At 38.2% G+C, this 16,779-nt stretch carries 13 protein-coding genes and 1 riboswitch; of the genes, 2 read left to right on the top strand and 11 right to left on the bottom strand.

Features of this window, described 5'->3' with window-relative positions; all coding sequences use genetic code 11:
• Positions 1-6: 6 nt before the first annotated feature.
• The 9 genes from IE056_RS08125 to IE056_RS08085 form a co-directional block, all read right to left on the bottom strand.
• Complete coding sequence (locus tag IE056_RS08125; protein WP_189604199.1) at positions 7-1,209, bottom strand: DUF4249 domain-containing protein; 1,203 nt, start codon at positions 1,207-1,209, stop codon at positions 7-9.
• A gap of 9 nt (positions 1,210-1,218) precedes the next feature.
• Positions 1,219-3,984 (bottom strand): TonB-dependent receptor, encoded by a 2,766-nt coding sequence (locus tag IE056_RS08120; RefSeq protein WP_229793701.1) that lies wholly within the window; start codon positions 3,982-3,984, stop codon positions 1,219-1,221.
• The gene (locus IE056_RS08115) at positions 3,981-4,709 is read right to left on the bottom strand and encodes a hypothetical protein (protein WP_189604198.1); all 729 of its coding nucleotides are present in this window, start codon (positions 4,707-4,709) and stop codon (positions 3,981-3,983) included. Before IE056_RS08115 ends, IE056_RS08120 begins: the two co-directional genes overlap by 4 nt.
• Positions 4,710-4,998: 289 nt before the next feature.
• Complete coding sequence (locus IE056_RS08110; protein WP_189604197.1) at positions 4,999-6,348, bottom strand: Na+/H+ antiporter NhaC family protein; 1,350 nt, start codon at positions 6,346-6,348, stop codon at positions 4,999-5,001.
• 43 nt (positions 6,349-6,391) lie between these two features.
• Positions 6,392-6,486: riboswitch (SAM-I-IV-variant riboswitch) on the bottom strand.
• A gap of 982 nt (positions 6,487-7,468) precedes the next feature.
• Positions 7,469-8,047 carry a hypothetical protein gene (locus IE056_RS08105; protein ID WP_189604196.1) on the bottom strand — a complete coding sequence of 193 codons (579 nt, stop codon included), beginning with the start codon at positions 8,045-8,047 and terminating at the stop codon, positions 7,469-7,471.
• Positions 8,048-8,398: 351 nt separating this feature from the next.
• On the bottom strand, positions 8,399-8,869 hold the full coding sequence (locus tag IE056_RS08100; RefSeq protein WP_189604195.1) for a hypothetical protein: 471 nt from the start codon (positions 8,867-8,869) through the stop codon (positions 8,399-8,401).
• Positions 8,866-9,132, bottom strand: coding sequence for a hypothetical protein (locus IE056_RS08095; protein WP_189604194.1), 267 nt, complete (start codon positions 9,130-9,132; stop codon positions 8,866-8,868). Before IE056_RS08095 ends, IE056_RS08100 begins: the two co-directional genes overlap by 4 nt.
• Complete coding sequence (locus IE056_RS08090) at positions 9,129-10,208, bottom strand: M4 family metallopeptidase (protein ID WP_189604193.1); 1,080 nt, start codon at positions 10,206-10,208, stop codon at positions 9,129-9,131. Before IE056_RS08090 ends, IE056_RS08095 begins: the two co-directional genes overlap by 4 nt.
• A gap of 6 nt (positions 10,209-10,214) precedes the next feature.
• A complete protein-coding gene (locus IE056_RS08085) occupies positions 10,215-10,787 on the bottom strand; it encodes a hypothetical protein (RefSeq protein WP_189604192.1) in 573 nt (190 codons plus the stop codon).
• A 285-nt stretch (positions 10,788-11,072) separates the two neighbouring features.
• Between IE056_RS08085 and IE056_RS08080 the strand changes: the two genes are divergently transcribed.
• The gene (locus IE056_RS08080) at positions 11,073-11,219 is read left to right on the top strand and encodes a hypothetical protein (protein ID WP_189604191.1); all 147 of its coding nucleotides are present in this window, start codon (positions 11,073-11,075) and stop codon (positions 11,217-11,219) included.
• A gap of 65 nt (positions 11,220-11,284) precedes the next feature.
• Here IE056_RS08080 and IE056_RS08075 read toward each other — a convergent pair whose 3' ends face one another.
• Complete coding sequence (locus tag IE056_RS08075; RefSeq protein WP_189604190.1) at positions 11,285-14,488, bottom strand: glycosyltransferase family 117 protein; 3,204 nt, start codon at positions 14,486-14,488, stop codon at positions 11,285-11,287.
• An 87-nt stretch (positions 14,489-14,575) separates the two neighbouring features.
• Positions 14,576-15,553 (bottom strand): helix-turn-helix domain-containing protein, encoded by a 978-nt coding sequence (locus IE056_RS18680; protein ID WP_308427609.1) that lies wholly within the window; start codon positions 15,551-15,553, stop codon positions 14,576-14,578.
• Positions 15,554-15,719: 166 nt separating this feature from the next.
• On the opposite strand from IE056_RS18680, the gene IE056_RS08065 reads away from it, so the two are divergent.
• Complete coding sequence (locus tag IE056_RS08065) at positions 15,720-16,670, top strand: aldo/keto reductase (protein ID WP_189604189.1); 951 nt, start codon at positions 15,720-15,722, stop codon at positions 16,668-16,670.
• Positions 16,671-16,779 lie beyond the last annotated feature (109 nt).

The raw sequence follows: 16,779 nt of genomic DNA, 5'->3' as shown, positions 1-16,779 counted from the left end.
TTAAATCTATTCTTCCCAAAAATCGGGTGCGACATTCTCTCCAAACAGTGTGCAATCCACACATTCAGCTTTAGTAAATCTGTGTACTTTTTTTGCTCCGGTACCTCCCTCTACAGATACCATGGAAAACCCTATGTACTTAAGTATTCCGTTATCAAGCTTTTCTCCTAAGACAGGGAGAGCCTGGGGTGTCATATCGGGTATTTCCACTTCACATTCCACATGACTGGCCGGGGAAAATTCGAAGGGCTCATATATATCTTCAAAATCAAAGAAAATCCTTTTGGAACTTACTCCTGCTATTGCAAAATAACCTATCACTTTTTCATTTGAATCAGTTTCTGAAATAATATTTCCACTTATTAATCCTAACTGATTTTGGGAAAACAGACTTTCGGAATCAGAAAAATCCTCCAGGGTTTCATAAAAAGAAAATGCTTCACTGCTCAGGGAATACTGACGCACTAAAATGCTATAACGATAAGCCGTTTTAAAATTCCTGGAGTTCATGAATTTCACTAAAAATCCATCTACATCATTTCCTGCCTGAAAACTGGTATTTGCCAAAAGAATATCACTTGATTCCTGAGTTACATAACATGTCTTCTCCTCTTTGGTTTTAGGTATTTCAATGAATTCTCCGTTTCTAATGATTAAATCCGCTGGAAAAGAAAAAGGGGAAATGATTTTGTAAGTTTCAGTATAATCATATTTATAATATCCTGAAGTGGATTCCGGTCCTTCCAAATCCACAAGAATAGCTACTCCATCTTCTCCTTCATACATAGATCGCTCTGCATACAGTTCTTTTAGCTCAGCTCTTTGGGGAAGCTGCTCGGATTCTGAGTAATATGTTCTTCCGTCTTTTGAAGTTATTTCAACAGTATATGACCTTCCTTCTAAAGCCTGAAAAGGTTCAATTGAAACATATTGCCCGGGCTCGGTTTCAGTAAATTCATAAATGTCGTTTTCACTCCTAACAATTACTGCTGCATTTCTTTCCTGCACCGGCCCGGAATCTTCCAGACTAAAAGTACGGCGCAACTGTACCTCCTGATATTCCAATTGATCCGTTATTATGGCTTCTACTACTAAAGTATCTTCATAAGTTTGGGACTCAATTTCAATAGGTTCAACACAGGCAAAAACCAGCACCAGTAAAAGTATCGACCCTACCTTTTTTATTAAATAATTCTGCTTCATGGTCATCTGGAGGAATTAAAATTTGAAATTATAGGTAATAGTCGGAACGGGGATTGAAAAGATAGAACTCTGATATGCTTTTACCTCATTATCTTTCGTCACAAAGAAAACTGAATAGGGATTATTCCTTCCCAGCACATTATATACCGAAATACTCCAGAAGCTATGCGCCAGTTTGTCGATCCTGTGATTTCCCTCAATATTCAGACTGAGGTCCAACCTGTAATAGTCTGGAATCCTGAATTCATTCCTGTTACTATACATTACATATTCTGAATTGTTGTAATTGTATTTACCCACGGGATAGGTTATCGGTCGTCCCGTTTGATATACGAAATTTCCAGAAAAACTGAATCTCCGGGTTAGTTTGTAATTGGCTACCACGGAAAAATCATGTGGTTTGTCGAAGTTTGACGGAAAGTATTCCCCATTATTCACTGTCTCCTCCCGAAAATCTCCCTTCAGCTGTATGAGGGATTTAGAATAACTGTACCCCAGCCAGCCATTAAGTTTTCCCTTCGTTTTTTTAACAAGAAATTCAACTCCATACGACCTCCCTTTCCCCTGTAAAACTTCAGTTTCAATGGTAGGATTTAGGAAAAGCGATGCTCCAACTTTGTAATCTACAATATTATCTGAAGTTTTATAATATCCATCCAAGCTGAGTTCATAGGTATTGTCAAGAAAGTTTTTAAATAATCCTAAAGAGTACTGATTGGCTTTCTGAGGTTTTATAGTCCCGTCAGATAATTTATAGGTATCTGTGGGGGAAACTGTAGTATTGGTGGACAGAGTATGAATGTATTGATAAACGCTGTTGTAGCTGGCTTTAACTGATAAATCCTCCTGTAAGAGGTACCGGGCAGAAACTCTTACTTCCGGACCTCCATAGGTCTTCATAACTTCATTCTGTCCATAGTGATTGATTTCAACCACAGAGGATTCTCTTTTTGGCGCACCTCCCTGGTAAATTCTCTCCTCTCCTTTTCCCAGTGCCGCAAACATCGAAAACCTGAAACCAGCATTGATTAATAATTTCTCATTCACCTGAAATTCATCTGCCACGAAAATACCTGCCTCAATACCTTTTTCCTGTGGAATACTTAAAGCAGTTATTGCAGATTCAGAACCGGTCGGTTTAATGGAACCGGGTTCTATCAGGTACAATTTGGAAGCTAAACCGTATTGTAAGGAATTTTTCTTATTCAGCCTGTACCTCATGTGTATCTTTGCTCCTGTTTCGTTGATCTGATAACCTGATCTGAAATCATTGCTAAATTCCCCCGTATAGTCAATGTCAAACTGGTAGTTAGAGTTGGTTAGTATAACTCCTCCCCGATGCCGATCATTGAACCTGTGGCCTAATTCAACTGAAAAAAGTCTGTTGTTGTAGGAATAAAGAGAGTCCGACGTAATATTAAACTTATCCTTACTGTAATATCCCGAAACATCCAGATCAGTGTTCTCTCCTATTTTGTGATTATACTTAGCTGTAACGTCATAAAAAGAGGCTTCATTGTCCTTTAAAGATTCTTCATCAAGCGATTTCAATATCCAGTCAGAATAAGTACTTCTCACTCCTACCATGAGTCCGGCTTTTTCTTTGATTATGGGCGCTTCGAGGGTTAGATTTCCGGTTACAGGACCGATAGAACCTTCCCCTGCAAAATCCGAAGTACTTGCTTTTTTCGTCCTGAGATCAAAAACAGATGATAAGCGACCACCATATTGGGCTGGAATGTGTCCTTTATAAATATTAGCTGTACCGGTGGTAAAGGGATTTAAAGCCGAAAAAATACCAAAAAAATGTGCTGGATTATAGATTACTGCATTGTCCAGAAGAATCAGGTTCTGGTCTGCTCTCCCGCCACGTACATTAAACCCTGCAGCACCTTCACCCGCTGTGGAAATTCCTGGTAATGTCGCACTTACTTTCAGAATATCTCTTTCTCCCAGTACAAGAGGAATGTTCTTTATTTCCTCCACGTCTACCTCTTCAGCACCACTTACCGCCTGACTCACATTCTCATCTAAACCTGACTCCAGCAAAACTTCATTTAATTGTTCATAATCCTCCCTAAGCCGGAAGTTTAGTGTCCCATCATTATATATTACTACTCTCTTTACTGTCTCCTCGTACCCAAAGGATTGAGTTTTAATATAGTTTTCTCCAGCAGGTAATTGAATACTATAGAACCCGTTTTCATTTGTGGCCGTTCCCTGGTCACTTCCCTGAACGGTCAATGCTAGATTAGATATCGGTTTTCCATCTACTGCGCTTACCACCGTACCGCTGAGAAAAAAGCGATTTGTTCCTGTTGCCGGGTTCGCTTTCCCAATGTTTACGCTTTCAACATTAGAGGGCGAAGACGATTTTTCCCAATCTGAAAATACCGGAAGATGATCTTTTTCATTAACCTCATTTATTATTCCAGCAGTGTCCTCTGCAGACATTCCAAAAAATTGTTCTGGCAAATCGTCGTAAAGTACATTGTTCCTGGTAAGAATGATTCGATCTTCAAGAAGATAATAGTTCAACGCAGTATTATCTAAGAGCTCCTCCATTATTTGTCGCACGTGTGTATTAGAATAATTCGCCGAGAAACTAGTCTGAGGCAACCACTCCGGAAGAAAAAATATTTCCAACTCTGCTTCTTCTCCAATCCTGAACAAAACTTCTTGTAAAGGAGCATTTTGAATAGATATAGTAATTTTCCTGGAATTTTGGGCTTGTAGACTGAAGGTGAAGACACAAAACATGCAAAAAATTATATTCTTCACAAACTTGAATTTTTAGGTGTTTGAATTATACTTTCAAACATGTTGACAATTGATTGTTCCTGGAGATGCCTGGGTTGATTACGGTATATCCTGAATTTTTCCCGCACCAGGGATGTTTGTTCAGGAAAAGCTGCCAGTATGTTTTTTCTAGTGACTTCCTTTACCTCTCCTTCATACAGAAAGAAATATTTAGGAGTAACAGGCTCAAATTCATAGTGGATATATCTGTTTTCGGAAATCTTTTTTTCCCTAACGCTGTGTTTCTTCAAAACCTGAATCAAACTGTTTTCCAAAAGCAGTTCGTAAATACCTGAAAAAGATGATTCAGGAGAATAAATATTCACAAATTCCTGAGAAAATAAATTAAACCTGGTTAACCGGTTTTCTAATAATTTAAAAATGGAGGTACGTGTTTTCCCTTCCACACTTACGAGCAATTCGTCATCCCAGATGGAGTATTTAGCAGGTACATCATAAAAGACTTTACCATCATACTCTATTCTGGCTTTTGTGAAATATCTTGTCTTGAAAAACTTTTGTTTTTCATTAACCATTCGGTGCTCTTCAATATATTCAACACCATGGAAAAGTGAAGTGTTTTCCAATCCAAAAATACTATCAAAATCCTTATAAACTTCCACATAGTCATGAGAAGTTTCTTGACTTCTGACCCAGGAAGAAGTAATTGTAACTAATAAAAAAAACAAGAAGATTCTTATGCTCATTCTATTTAGATTCTTTGGTTCAACTACCAAAAATTCTCTTAATTTTCAGTTGAATGGCTTCAAATGTAAACTTTTTTTTGTACCCCAACGTTTTTTCTACCGCTTTTGGGCCTTTCCTGTTCAATTTGATCATTTTCTATACTATTTCCAGCAAAAGATTTTCACCTATTCTACCCCAGGCAAAATTTGTAAACCACCTGAACCTCTTGGGCACCATCCACTACGGTAGATGTCATATTTTTTAGGGAATGAAATTCATCCTTCTTACGCCCCCTTGAATTTCAAATTCCTATGCTGCCTGCTTTACCTGTATTCTTTTTAATGTTCTGTTCTTTTTTAGATGGTTCATTTTTTTGAACTCTCCGAAATAAACAATGGTCCCTGCCAGAAGAAACCAGATGTACCAGGCATTGCCTATGAGTTCCCGGTAATCCATTTTACCTTCTGCATAACTCAAAAGGAGCAGCACCTGGGCACCATATGGAAGAATCCCCTGAACAACACAAGCAAATATATCGAGGACAGAAGCTACTTTTACTTTTTTCAACTTCATTTGGCTTCTCAACTCTTTAGCTATATTTCCGGTAACAAGTATAGAAACAGTATTGTTGGCAATTGTAATATTAGTCATACCTACAAGGCCTCCTATTCCTAAATATGCAGATTTTTTATTGATCTTCCCGGTGATGATCCGAGTGATATAATTTAATCCTCCTGCCTTTGCGACCATGGCAGCGAGTCCTCCTGTGAGTAGAGATAACAAAAATATTTCTGTCATCCCTTCAAATCCTTCATAACCAAGTTTTGCAAACCCCAGCCAGCTAAAATTGTTATTAATTATACCAATTATTCCTGCTGAAAATATTCCTATCATTAATACTACAAAGACATTCAACCCTGCTATGGCAAGGGAAATTACCAGGAGATAAGGGATAATTTTCACCAATTCAACTTCTGTACTGCTGAATTCAATTGCCTGATCGTTCAGTAAGAATCCCTGGAATATTAAAACCATAATCGTTAAAAGCGCGGCGGGAAGAGCAACTTTCAGATTCTGTCTAAATTTATCTTTCATTTTGCACCCAAGGGTTTGGGTAGCCGCAATGGTAGTATCTGAAATAAAAGAGAGGTTATCCCCAAACATCGCTCCTCCTAACAGGGAGGCACTTAATACAGGTAGCGAAGCGCCTGTTTTCTCCGCTAAGCTGATCACTATTGCGACAAGGGCAACAATAGCCCCCACAGAAGTTCCCGTTGAAAATGATAAAAAAGCACTTATTATGAATATCCCGGCGTAAAGGAATGGAAGAGAAATGTAATTTATTCCCAGATCTACAATCGCATCGACGCTACCTGTAGCTTTACTTACTACCGTAAAAGCACCTGCCAGGAGATAGATTAAACACATGGTCATTATTTTCTCATCTCCGCATCCTTTCAGAAATGTTGAGACTTTAGCTTCTATAGGGTCTTTAAACAAGCAAAAGGCAAGAATGATTCCCAGGGTGACGGCAATCGGAGATGGAAATGCATAGAAATCATTTAAATAAATACCTGCTCCAAGAAAGGTAGCTACAAATAATACTAACGGTAAAAGGGCAATAAAGCTTCCTTTTGAAGATGATGATGTTTCGCTCATTAATTTAAAGTTTTAAAACCTTCAAGAATAATAAGCGTAGCTGAGGAGTAACGTTTTTTCCAGAGAATGGCTTATCTTTTTTAGCACCTTGCTCGTTATGCAGGTTGCTATCTCTTTTTGAGATTCTTGATAATTGGCTGCAAATATACGAACAAGTTTTAATCGGACAAGGGTTTCCTGATTCGCAAGGCATTAAAATTTCTTGAGCCTTACCATTTTATTTCATACTGCTCTTGACTATGATTGAGACGTCCATAGCTCCTTTAAAACTGAACAAAATTGGAGCTCTTCATTCCAGCTCAAAGATTTTTGATGGATTCGCTGAATCCAGATTGAAACCTTATTTATTTATTCCTTCCGAAAAAAAATAGTAATATTTACTGAAACTTATAATCTTTCCGTTTCAGAGACATTTTTTGATTAAACTTGAAAGTTTTTTGTTTTAGGTAAAAATTTTATGTTTTTAAATTTTAAAATTTTTACAATCCTAATCAAGCAACTTGTACTGTAACCCTGTTAAGATATACTAATCACAGTTATTGAAATATGCAAGATCTGGAAACGAATTTTAAATTACTACTTCTATATAGAAGTACATATACCTATGCTTAAACCAACTATACTATTTTTAGCACGGTTATTTTGAGTGAGGAGCACTTTATTACTAATGAGAAAGATGTGTCTAATGCTTTCTGATAATAATATTTTTTAATGTTCCGCTAATATCTAAAGAGAAAATCTCATTTATTTTTGCTGCTAAAGAAAAATCAATTTATTATACTACCATTTTATCTACTATAGATAGGTTGACTGGTATTATATATTATTCTATAACTTATGATGAATAATTACAGAATTAAAAGCATATGTACCTTGCTGATAATAATTTCTAGAAGGAATTTGAACCTGTGCAAGTCCCTTGGAGGTCAAATTGCAACTTCCAAAAGTGACGAAGAGCCATCATTACTCCAAAACAGCCACCTCCTTATAATACTCCCTACCTACTTTTTAAATATCCGGCCATTATATTTAGTTCTTTAAAAATCCTCTAAGTTCATATTTACAATTTAGACAATTGCCTTCGGGAAAACTTTACCATCGTCAAAAAACAAAGTCCGTTCTATTCTAGGATTATAGCAGCTGTATAATTATATTCATAATTATCCATAGGGGCTGGTGTTATCTCATTATCTTCAAAATCTATCCGGTAACATTTAGCAGAAGGATTTCTTTTATCCTTTGAAATATCCCAATAGGTAACCAATTCATGTACCGCATCATCGCCAAATAAATAAGGGCATTTTAATTTGTAAGTAAGTATTTTCTGTTCGGGACAATCGTTTACAGGTAAACCAAACTGATTTGTCAAATAAGAATAACCATTAAATCTCGACAATCCGAATGTTGGCCGGTTAACATCTGGTTCAAAGCCAGGTCTGGCAGGAGCATTGTAAATATCATTATCCCAATTCCAACATGGTTCAGAAACAATAATATCTAAGGTATATAAAGAGTCTTTAACAGAGCCTGAAGAGTCATTGAATTCTATTCCTTTTACTAAATCATTTCCTGAAATATCCTGAAAGCTCAAATATAAATTATAGGATATGAACTCTGGTTCAACATGAATTGGAGGGCGTTCACAAGATGATGATATCATGATCAAAGCTACCAAGCCAAATATTTTTAACGTTTTCATAGTGTTCATTGTTTAGACAATATAAAAGTCTTTTCTTGCGTATTTATAATTACCATTGCCTTAATTTATATTATTAAAGGCAAACCAGCCAATGTAATTTCCACCCCAGCCCCAATTCATGTGGAAATAAAGATAACCTATTCCGCCTAAAATTCCTGGAGTATTCATTGTGTTCCAACCCGTAGTAAAAACTTCATTTCCATGAGTTTGCCGCTCTGTAAAATTCACATGTTAGAAAAGCTGAATATCCACCAATCTACTACGGCAAAGGCAGAACCTGAAAATGTTGTTAATTCGAAACATATCTTCAGCAGCAAACTAAATTTCTTGCCAGCCGACAAAGAAAGAAGATTACCTCTTATCCGACCTCATCATTAAATAATCCTTTATACCGAACTTTCTTTCAGGTTCTGCTGTAAAGGTTTTATTTCTAGATTTTTCCGGGGTAGCCCCCAGTTGTTGTACAGCTCCTTTAAAAAGCCTTGGAAATCCGGCTGAAAATATTGCTATGGTAAAAAAATTGAGATCAGCCCTGTTTTCATTTAATGCAAAGTAGAAGTAAGAACCAAGCGAAAAAACTAGAATAGAACATATGGTGATGATCCAATAGGGCGTAGAAGTTAACTCTGGCGGAGCCTGTCCCCGGGCTATTTGATGTCGCAGTTCAAACCAGTAGATAAATTCCTGAATCACACATCCTGTAACAGCGGAAATCAGGATATACCAATTCACGGGAAATATTCCAGCAGGTCCTCCCAAAACTTCCAGGATCCAGAAAGCAGGAAAAAAAATAAGATCAGTAAACACTAACACTTCCTTCATCTCAGCTTTTCATTAACTTTTTTAATGATTGGCAGCATCTCATTATTAATAAGGGTTTCGTCTATGACCACCTCTCTTTCCTTATTTTCTTCAAAAAACACAAAATGGTACAGGTAAGAATCCCGGCTATCCTCATTCCTTCGGCTGCTTTTTTGAATTTCCCGCAGCGCATTGGCTTCAGTGGCATCTAATTCCTCTAACACAAGGTCACAGCTTTTTGTCTGTCCCAAAAATCCCCCGCTCTTCATACATTTAATGATCATAAACCCACTGTTTTCCAGCCGTATGAAACGGCTTTATATTCTTCACTGTTTGCACCATAGGTAGTCTCTGCAATATTTTTTGTGATCTTCACCAACCGATTAAAATCGGAGTTTGGTGTAAGCTGCAACATGGTTTCATACCATATCCTCCCAGCTTTTTCCCAAGCATATCCGCCCATTTGTATTGCTGCTTCGCAAAATGCCTTGTTAGGTATACCGGAATTGATATGTACTCCTCCATTATCCCGGGAGCCGGTATATTTTTTGGAGATATGATCGGGCTGAGGATCTGTTCCGTTCAAATCGGGATCATTAATGTAAGCAGTTCCCGGATTTTTCATATCCCGAATGGCTCTTCGGGTTGGAGCTGGAACAATCACCTCGTTCCCTATAAGCCAGTCAGCAATTTCTACATCCTGTTGATTTACCCATTGTTTTACCAGGCTGCCAAACACATCGGCCAAGTGTTCATTGATCGCTCCTGGTTCATTTCTATAGACGAGATTTGAGGTATATGAAATAACTCCGTGGGTCAATTCGTGCCCAATTACATCCAGAGACCTGGTAAATCTCCTGAAAACAATTCCGTCACCATCCCCATACGCCATTTGATTTCCGTTCCAGAAAGCATTGCTGTAATTTTCATCAAGATGTACCGATGAAATTAAGGCAAGTCCATGGTCATCCAGAGAATCCCGACCAAAGATTTCCTTGTAAAAATCATAGGTGCAGCCAGATTTATCATATGCTTCATTCACTGCATTATCCTCTACGGCTAAATCACCTTCTTTTCTTACCAATATTCCGGGCAACAAATCCCTTCGGTTTGGTTTGTTCTGCATATCGTACACCTCCCTGTACTTTCCTTTCCTGTTTGGCAGCAGTGAAGCCACAGTTTCCGGAGCGGTTAAACGTCTTTCAGTTCTTATCTCTGTAGAGCATTCAATATTCCTGATCGCCATTTTTCGAACCTGCTCATTTCGAGAAGTGGCCATTGCCTCCAGCATGTAAGGAGGAACAATGCAATACAAAGGATTATGATTTTTACAGGAACAGGAAAAAATACTATTTCTCATCTTTAATTATTTTTCTGAACACTTATAATCGCTAACCGGTGGTAATTTAAAATCTTCAAGCGTTTGGATTATCAATAACTTTTGCGCTTCCCTCCTTTTCTGCGTTTCACTCAATATTCCTACCACCGTGTTTGCAACAGAAACCAATTCTGCCACAGTTACAATTCCGGGAATTATACTTTGTTCTCTACAGGAGGAAACTCCAAATCCATAAAAGCGTTCCAGAGCACGATGGGCCTCAAATAATTCCGGAGTGACTTTCATCCTCCCATTTCGTTTCATATCTTCAAAAGCATTGACTGCTTTCCGGGGCTTTAAAAGCCCCAGATGCATTAGCTGACTATTGATCCAGGAATTATACGCCGATCTTACATTTTGGTATTCGGTAAGAAAATCTTCATTCTCAGCACACCTACAGGAATTAAGAAGCATTTGATTTTCCATCCATAAATTCACTTCTGTGAGATATGATATCAAATCCCCGTTATAACTATTAGGATCAAGATGTTCCTGTGCTTTCAAATTTCCGGAAAGCAGAAGCACAGGTAAAGCCACAAGACATATTTTCAGGAATTTCATAAGGCTGCTATTTCTTTAAATTTATAAAAAATAAGCATACATTATACTGAAAATCAGTAGTAAAGAATATATTTATTTTTGAAATATTATAAAGCTTACAGGTTCTTCTGAAAAGCCGGGAGGAGAATAGACTGATAGTATATTATTGAATTAAACATCTTTCAGCACAAAACTGAGTATTGATATTTTCAGAATTTAGAACTTCTTCCAAAGAATAAAATTGAATCCAGCTGCTTTGAAATTAGTTCCCAATGTATTATCTATGTAATTCAAACCCCCTACGAAATGACTTTACTAGAAATCTATGATAGGATTGAAGTATTAATAGAGACTATCAAAAAGAATCCCGAAGACCAGGACTGTATTTTCAATAGTGAAATGGAAATTGCTTACCTCGAGGATATACGAGAGGATCTGGAAGAGAATTGCTGATCTTTATTACCCAATTTCATACAATTTTTTTACAAAGAAGATTAGTTCCCTGAAAAAATTTACATCTATTGCTGCTGTAGAAAATATTGAAACAGGTTTAAATACTGATTGAATTCTTCCTTTTTTTGAGCAGCAAATTCTTCTTCGGCATCCAAGTTTAATAACTCCAGCAAGGAATGATATTGCTGAAGGTCCCTGAATATTTGATCGGTGTTTTCATACTGCCTTTCCAGATCCCAGCCACTGTAATAAAGAAGGTTTTCCTGATATTTAGCGGCCACATTTTCCCAAAGGATTAATGCTTTTTCAGGTTCATTTACTTCAAAATATCCATTGATATAGGGATCATATAAGAAATAAAAATTATAGAAATCCACCGGCATATTTTTCATTGCCATATCCAAGATTATTTTAGCTCTTTCTTCATCACCTTCCTGTAATAACTGGTTTACAAGACGTGCCAGGCTCGTCCTGTACGAAATACTATTCCTACGAGTTTCAGGATCGTGGTAGATGGTTTCATCTCCCATGTTCCCCCAGTCCCACTTGTTTACAATTTCGTACATCTTATCTGTCTCTATTCTACCCATTTGCAACGGATTTTCAGGATCTGTGGAGGTTTTTATCGGAACCAGCTTGTAGGCGATCCCGTCCAACTGAAGATGGTCTTTCATCCATAGGTAATCTTCGTCACCAAAGCTCCCTCCCGAAAAATAAACAGGACGGGTCCAGTCATTATTGGCAAGGATATCGAGCATAAGAAGTTCGTTTTTATAAATTGCATTATCCTTTAATTCTATATAAATGTTATCTACTATCTCATCGGCATCTTTGGGGTGTACAATTCCTTTTTCCAATACTTTTTCTTTGTTCACGGGAACACTTATTAATTTGGTAGGAAAAGTTTTTACCATGCGGCCGCTCTGCAGTTCTGCCATGGTACTAGAATTATCACTTTCAATCCAATTCATCCATGATTTGATATTCAATGTATCACTGGTTACGGGCTGATGCATGATATAATCATTTGTTCCTGCCCTATACTGCTTATGCTCGAGTTGAGAGGGTACAGGTTCACTGTCCCAGGCTTTCCGCTTCATCTGGTCAATATACCAGTCGGTACCAAGAAGCATTGTGTTCACAATCCGTACATCCCGCCGGTATCCCTCAATTTGCTGGACATACCATAACAGAAACGTATCATTATCTCCTGTGGTGAACAGAATGGCATCTTCATCAACAGAATCCAAATACATCTTTGCCATAGCCAGAGCTGTATACCTGCCGGAGCGGTCATGATCGTCCCAGTTCTCTGAAGCCAGTAAAACCGGACCCGCAAAGAGGGAAATAACAGTAGCGAATATGGAAGCAGATTTTGGTTTAAAAATTCGGATCAAAGCTGTGAAAAATGCATAAACCCCAAATCCAATCCATATTGAAAATACATAAAAAGATCCTACCAAAGCATAATCCCGCTCCCTCACCTGAAAAGGGTATTCGTTGAGGTAAACTTTGAGTGCAATTCCGGTGAAGAGGAAGAAAACCGTCAACACCCAAAACATCTTCCAATCCCGCTGAAAATGGAATAGCAATCCTGCAATTCCCAGGAGGAGCGGAATAAAGTAATATGTATTTCGGGCTTTATTGGACTCCATATCAGCCGGTAAATTTTCCTGAGAACCCAGTCTTGCTTCATCAATAACATCGATCCCACTGAGCCAGTTTCCATTCAGGTCAGTGTACTTTCCCTGTATATCATTTTGTCGACCAACAAAGTTCCACATGAAATAACGCCAGTACATGTAGCCCATCTGGTATTCGAGCATGAACTGAACATTTTGAAGAAAAGAAGGTTTTTCAATCTCCAGATAATCCCGGAACCTGTTGAGAAAGCTGTGGTACTCCTCTCCTCCTACTCTTCCTGAATTGACATTTCGGCGGAATTCTGCAACAGCCTGTACCAATTGCTCCTCTCCCTGATATTCCTGTTTAATATTAAATTTAGGTGTACCTGCAATCCTCATATAATTTGCAATATGTTCTTTACTCCACATTCTTGGGAGGAAGGTTTTATGTTTGTCGTGAAAATTATATCGCGCATTTTCATAATCGTTTACAATAATATATCTGTTCGATTCCTTGTTTTTTTCGTAATTGGGAGCATCATCTTTGTAAGGGTTTTCAGGATCTAATCCGCTGTACATCTCTGTATATTGTGGGCCGTAAAACAATGGGACCTCTCCATATTGCTCCCGGTTGTAATAAGCCAGAAGTTCCCGGGCATTATCGGGACTGTTTTCATTGATGACCGTATTAGCATTGGCCCGGATTGGCAACATTGTCCAGCCGGAAAAACCTATCAGGATGAAAAGGATACACAGCAGAAGCGTATTCAGCTGAAAAAAGCCTTTCCTGCGGGTATAATTAATTCCGAAGTAGAAAATGGAGATAATCAGTACTACGGAAATCACTGTCCCGGAGTTAAACGGAAACTTCATCGTATTGGTAAAAAAAATTTCCGAAGCAGCAGTAAACCTAAGGGTATACGGTAAAAGGAATTTAAAAATGAACAACAGAACAACTACCACCACGATATTTGCCCTGATAAAATTTCGAATGGTCACTTTCTGGTAGTTTTTGAAGTAGTACAACAACCCCACCGCCGGAAGCGCCAGTAGTGTAAGAAAATGAACTCCGAATGACAGACCGGTCATAAAACAAATAAGGATCACCCAACGATTTCCCCGATACTTAAACATATCCCGTTCCCAAAGGAGCCCCAGGTAGAAGAGTAGAGCCATAAAACACGTAGACATGGCATAAACTTCAGCTTCTACGGCGTTAAACCAAAAACTGTCGGTAAAGGTAAATGCCAGCGCGCCTGTTAAAGCACTTCCCAGGACCGCTATTTTACTGCCGATAGATGATTCATCATTAGAGCCGGAAATTTTCAGAAGCAATAAAACAATAGACCGGAACATAAACATTATAGTAAAGGCACTGGATAGGGCAGACATAAAATTAACCATCAAAGCAACCTGAGACGAATCTAGAGCAAAAGTGGCGAAAAATGCTCCAAACATTTGATATACAGGTGCACCGGGAGGATGACCAACTTCCAGATTGGCAGCAGTCGCAATATATTCTCCGGCATCCCAAAAGCTGGTAGTGGGCTCAAGAGTCCATGTGTAAACAACAAGAGCTATTACAAAGACCAGCCATCCCAAAAACTGATTTAAAAAATTAAAACTGAAATTGATTCGTTTCATCAAAAATGCTTTTGAAACAAATAACTTCAGATTAACTCCAAAAATCTGGTTTAATTTAGCTGAAATAGGTACTAGTACCGGTATGATTTATTGTTTCAGCAGCAATTCCTTCCTATTGGATACATTTAACTTGCTGTAAATGTTGGAAGTGTGTGTTTTCACAGTGCTAATGCTGATAAACAGCTCAGCTGCAATTTCTTTGTTGGTTTTGCCCTGCATGATCAGGTCTTTTACATTATTTTCCTGCTTGCTTAGAGGTACAGTAGGAGTAAAATGAGATTTTTTGCGCATCCTGAAGACCACAAACAGCAGGCCTAAAATCCCTGAAAATCCGAGAAAATTAAAAACCATGCTTATAGTGTACTTTCTCTCGATAATATCCTGGTGCGTCATCATGATTTTGTTTTCCAAGTATGCATAGGAAGAAGGCTCAAGGTCACTCTGCTGCAGCTTTTTGAGCAGATCAAGGTAAAAATCAGGATTTTCTTTAATGTCCTTATCCAGCAGTTTCTTTTTGTCCAGAGTCTGGATACTAAAAAGCTTTACCAGCAGAATTTGTAAAGAATCCTTTGTATATTTTCGGGTTTGCAATGCATATTCATCTGGGGTAATTTGATCCTGATATTTTACTTTTTTCTCATATTCCTTCAGTTTCTGCCACTCTTGATCGGCCTTACTATTAGTGGAATATTCAGAAAACAGTTCACTGCCTTTATGAAAAAATAAGGTGTCTTTACCCGATAATATAAAAGACCTGAAATCGCTAATAATCGTATCCAGCTGCTTTTTCCCTTCTGAAGGTTTTCCTTTCACCTGAACAGCATACGCCTGGTCCTTCGCTGAAAGAACAGCATCCTCAAAGGCAAAAAATCCATCTTTCTGAATCTTCGCTGTCGATACCACCTGATTGGGATCCGGATTGCCTTGAGGAGTCAATTTGGTCAGTACAACTTGCTGTTCCTGACCTACAGTAGTTTCCATATTTACAAAACCGGAAACGCTGTTCTGCGAAAAAAGCTGTACGTAACTAAATACTACAAAAATAATGAGAGAGACTATTTTCATTTCGTGGGAATTAGTACTGCAATATAAAGGTTTTGAAAAAATGGATTTGGAAAAGCACAAGTTGATACATTTTATTTACGTTAAATCATTCTAAAACCCCCTTCCCCAGTCATTATTCTATAATACTCTGGCTATCTTTATAAAAGAAATCAACAGAATTACAAATATGGAAAAGATACAACTAGGAAATACACCTCTAACGACTTCTCCTATTGTTTTTGGCGGAAACGTTTTTGGATGGACCCTGAATGAAAAAGAATCGTTTAAAATGCTGGATGAGATCTTTGAAAGAGGATTTGACACGATAGATACTGCAGATGTTTATTCGCGCTGGGCCGAAGGTGTGGAAGGCGGAACCTCGGAAAGGATCATTGGAAAATGGATGAAAGAGCGGAAAGTGCGGGATAAGATCACTCTCATCACCAAAGTAGGCTCCAGCATGCAACAGGGTGGAGATAAAAACATCTCTAAAGACTATATTTTAAAAGCTTCGGAAGATTCTCTAAAGCGGCTGCAAACCGATTATATCGATTTGTATTTTACGCATTACGACGACAATAAAACTCCGGTAGAAGAAACCCTGGAAGCATATCAACAGCTAATCGATGAGGGGAAAGTACGAAATATCGGGGCTTCCAATATGTCTGCAGAAAGGCTTCAGGAATCACTTAATGCAGCCAAAAACAACAACCTGCCAAAATACAAAGTGTTTCAACCAGAATACAGCCTGGCAGAACGCAGCAAATTTGAGGGAGTAATTAAAGATATTTGTCTGGAAAATAATCTGGGCGTAATTCCCTATTTCTCCCTTGCCAGCGGATTTCTCACCGGAAAATACCGGAAAGAAGCAGACCTGGAGGGACAGGACCGAAAAGATATGGTAAAGGCTTATTTCAATAAAAAAGGTTTGAAAATAATCAGCACGATGGATGAAATTTCCCGCAATCATGAAGTTTCAAATGCAGGAGTAGCTTTAGCGTGGCTGATTCAGCGTCCCGGAATCACAGCCCCGATTGCCAGTGCAACAAAATCCTCTCACCTAAAATCTTTCCAGGAAGCTGTAAACCTGAAACTTTCAGAAGAGGAAATGCAAAGGCTGAATGAAGTGAGTGAGTGATCGATTTGAGATTTGAGATTTCTCCCTTCGGTTGAAATGACACTTTGTTTTGATAAAGTCGAGGCGAGTAACTAGTCTTCATTCTGAACTTGTTTCAGAATCTTGTTCT

The organism is Salinimicrobium marinum, assembly GCF_014651535.1.
Lineage (GTDB): Bacteria > Bacteroidota > Bacteroidia > Flavobacteriales > Flavobacteriaceae > Salinimicrobium > Salinimicrobium marinum.
The sequence above is the reverse complement of the archived record's forward strand: the minus strand, read 5'-3'. Positions and strand labels throughout refer to the sequence as shown.

Coding starts and splice junctions, on each gene's coding strand:
- IE056_RS08075 (WP_189604190.1), bottom strand. CDS start 14,488: ATGAAACGAATCAATTTCAGTTTTAATTTTTTAAATCAGTTTTTGGGA.
- IE056_RS08085 (WP_189604192.1), bottom strand. CDS start 10,787: ATGAAATTCCTGAAAATATGTCTTGTGGCTTTACCTGTGCTTCTGCTT.
- IE056_RS08080 (WP_189604191.1), top strand. CDS start 11,073: ATGACTTTACTAGAAATCTATGATAGGATTGAAGTATTAATAGAGACT.
- IE056_RS08065 (WP_189604189.1), top strand. CDS start 15,720: ATGGAAAAGATACAACTAGGAAATACACCTCTAACGACTTCTCCTATT.
- IE056_RS08125 (WP_189604199.1), bottom strand. CDS start 1,209: ATGACCATGAAGCAGAATTATTTAATAAAAAAGGTAGGGTCGATACTT.
- IE056_RS08090 (WP_189604193.1), bottom strand. CDS start 10,208: ATGAGAAATAGTATTTTTTCCTGTTCCTGTAAAAATCATAATCCTTTG.
- IE056_RS18680 (WP_308427609.1), bottom strand. CDS start 15,553: ATGAAAATAGTCTCTCTCATTATTTTTGTAGTATTTAGTTACGTACAG.
- IE056_RS08110 (WP_189604197.1), bottom strand. CDS start 6,348: ATGAGCGAAACATCATCATCTTCAAAAGGAAGCTTTATTGCCCTTTTA.
- IE056_RS08115 (WP_189604198.1), bottom strand. CDS start 4,709: ATGAGCATAAGAATCTTCTTGTTTTTTTTATTAGTTACAATTACTTCT.
- IE056_RS08105 (WP_189604196.1), bottom strand. CDS start 8,047: ATGAAAACGTTAAAAATATTTGGCTTGGTAGCTTTGATCATGATATCA.
- IE056_RS08095 (WP_189604194.1), bottom strand. CDS start 9,132: ATGATCATTAAATGTATGAAGAGCGGGGGATTTTTGGGACAGACAAAA.
- IE056_RS08100 (WP_189604195.1), bottom strand. CDS start 8,869: ATGAAGGAAGTGTTAGTGTTTACTGATCTTATTTTTTTTCCTGCTTTC.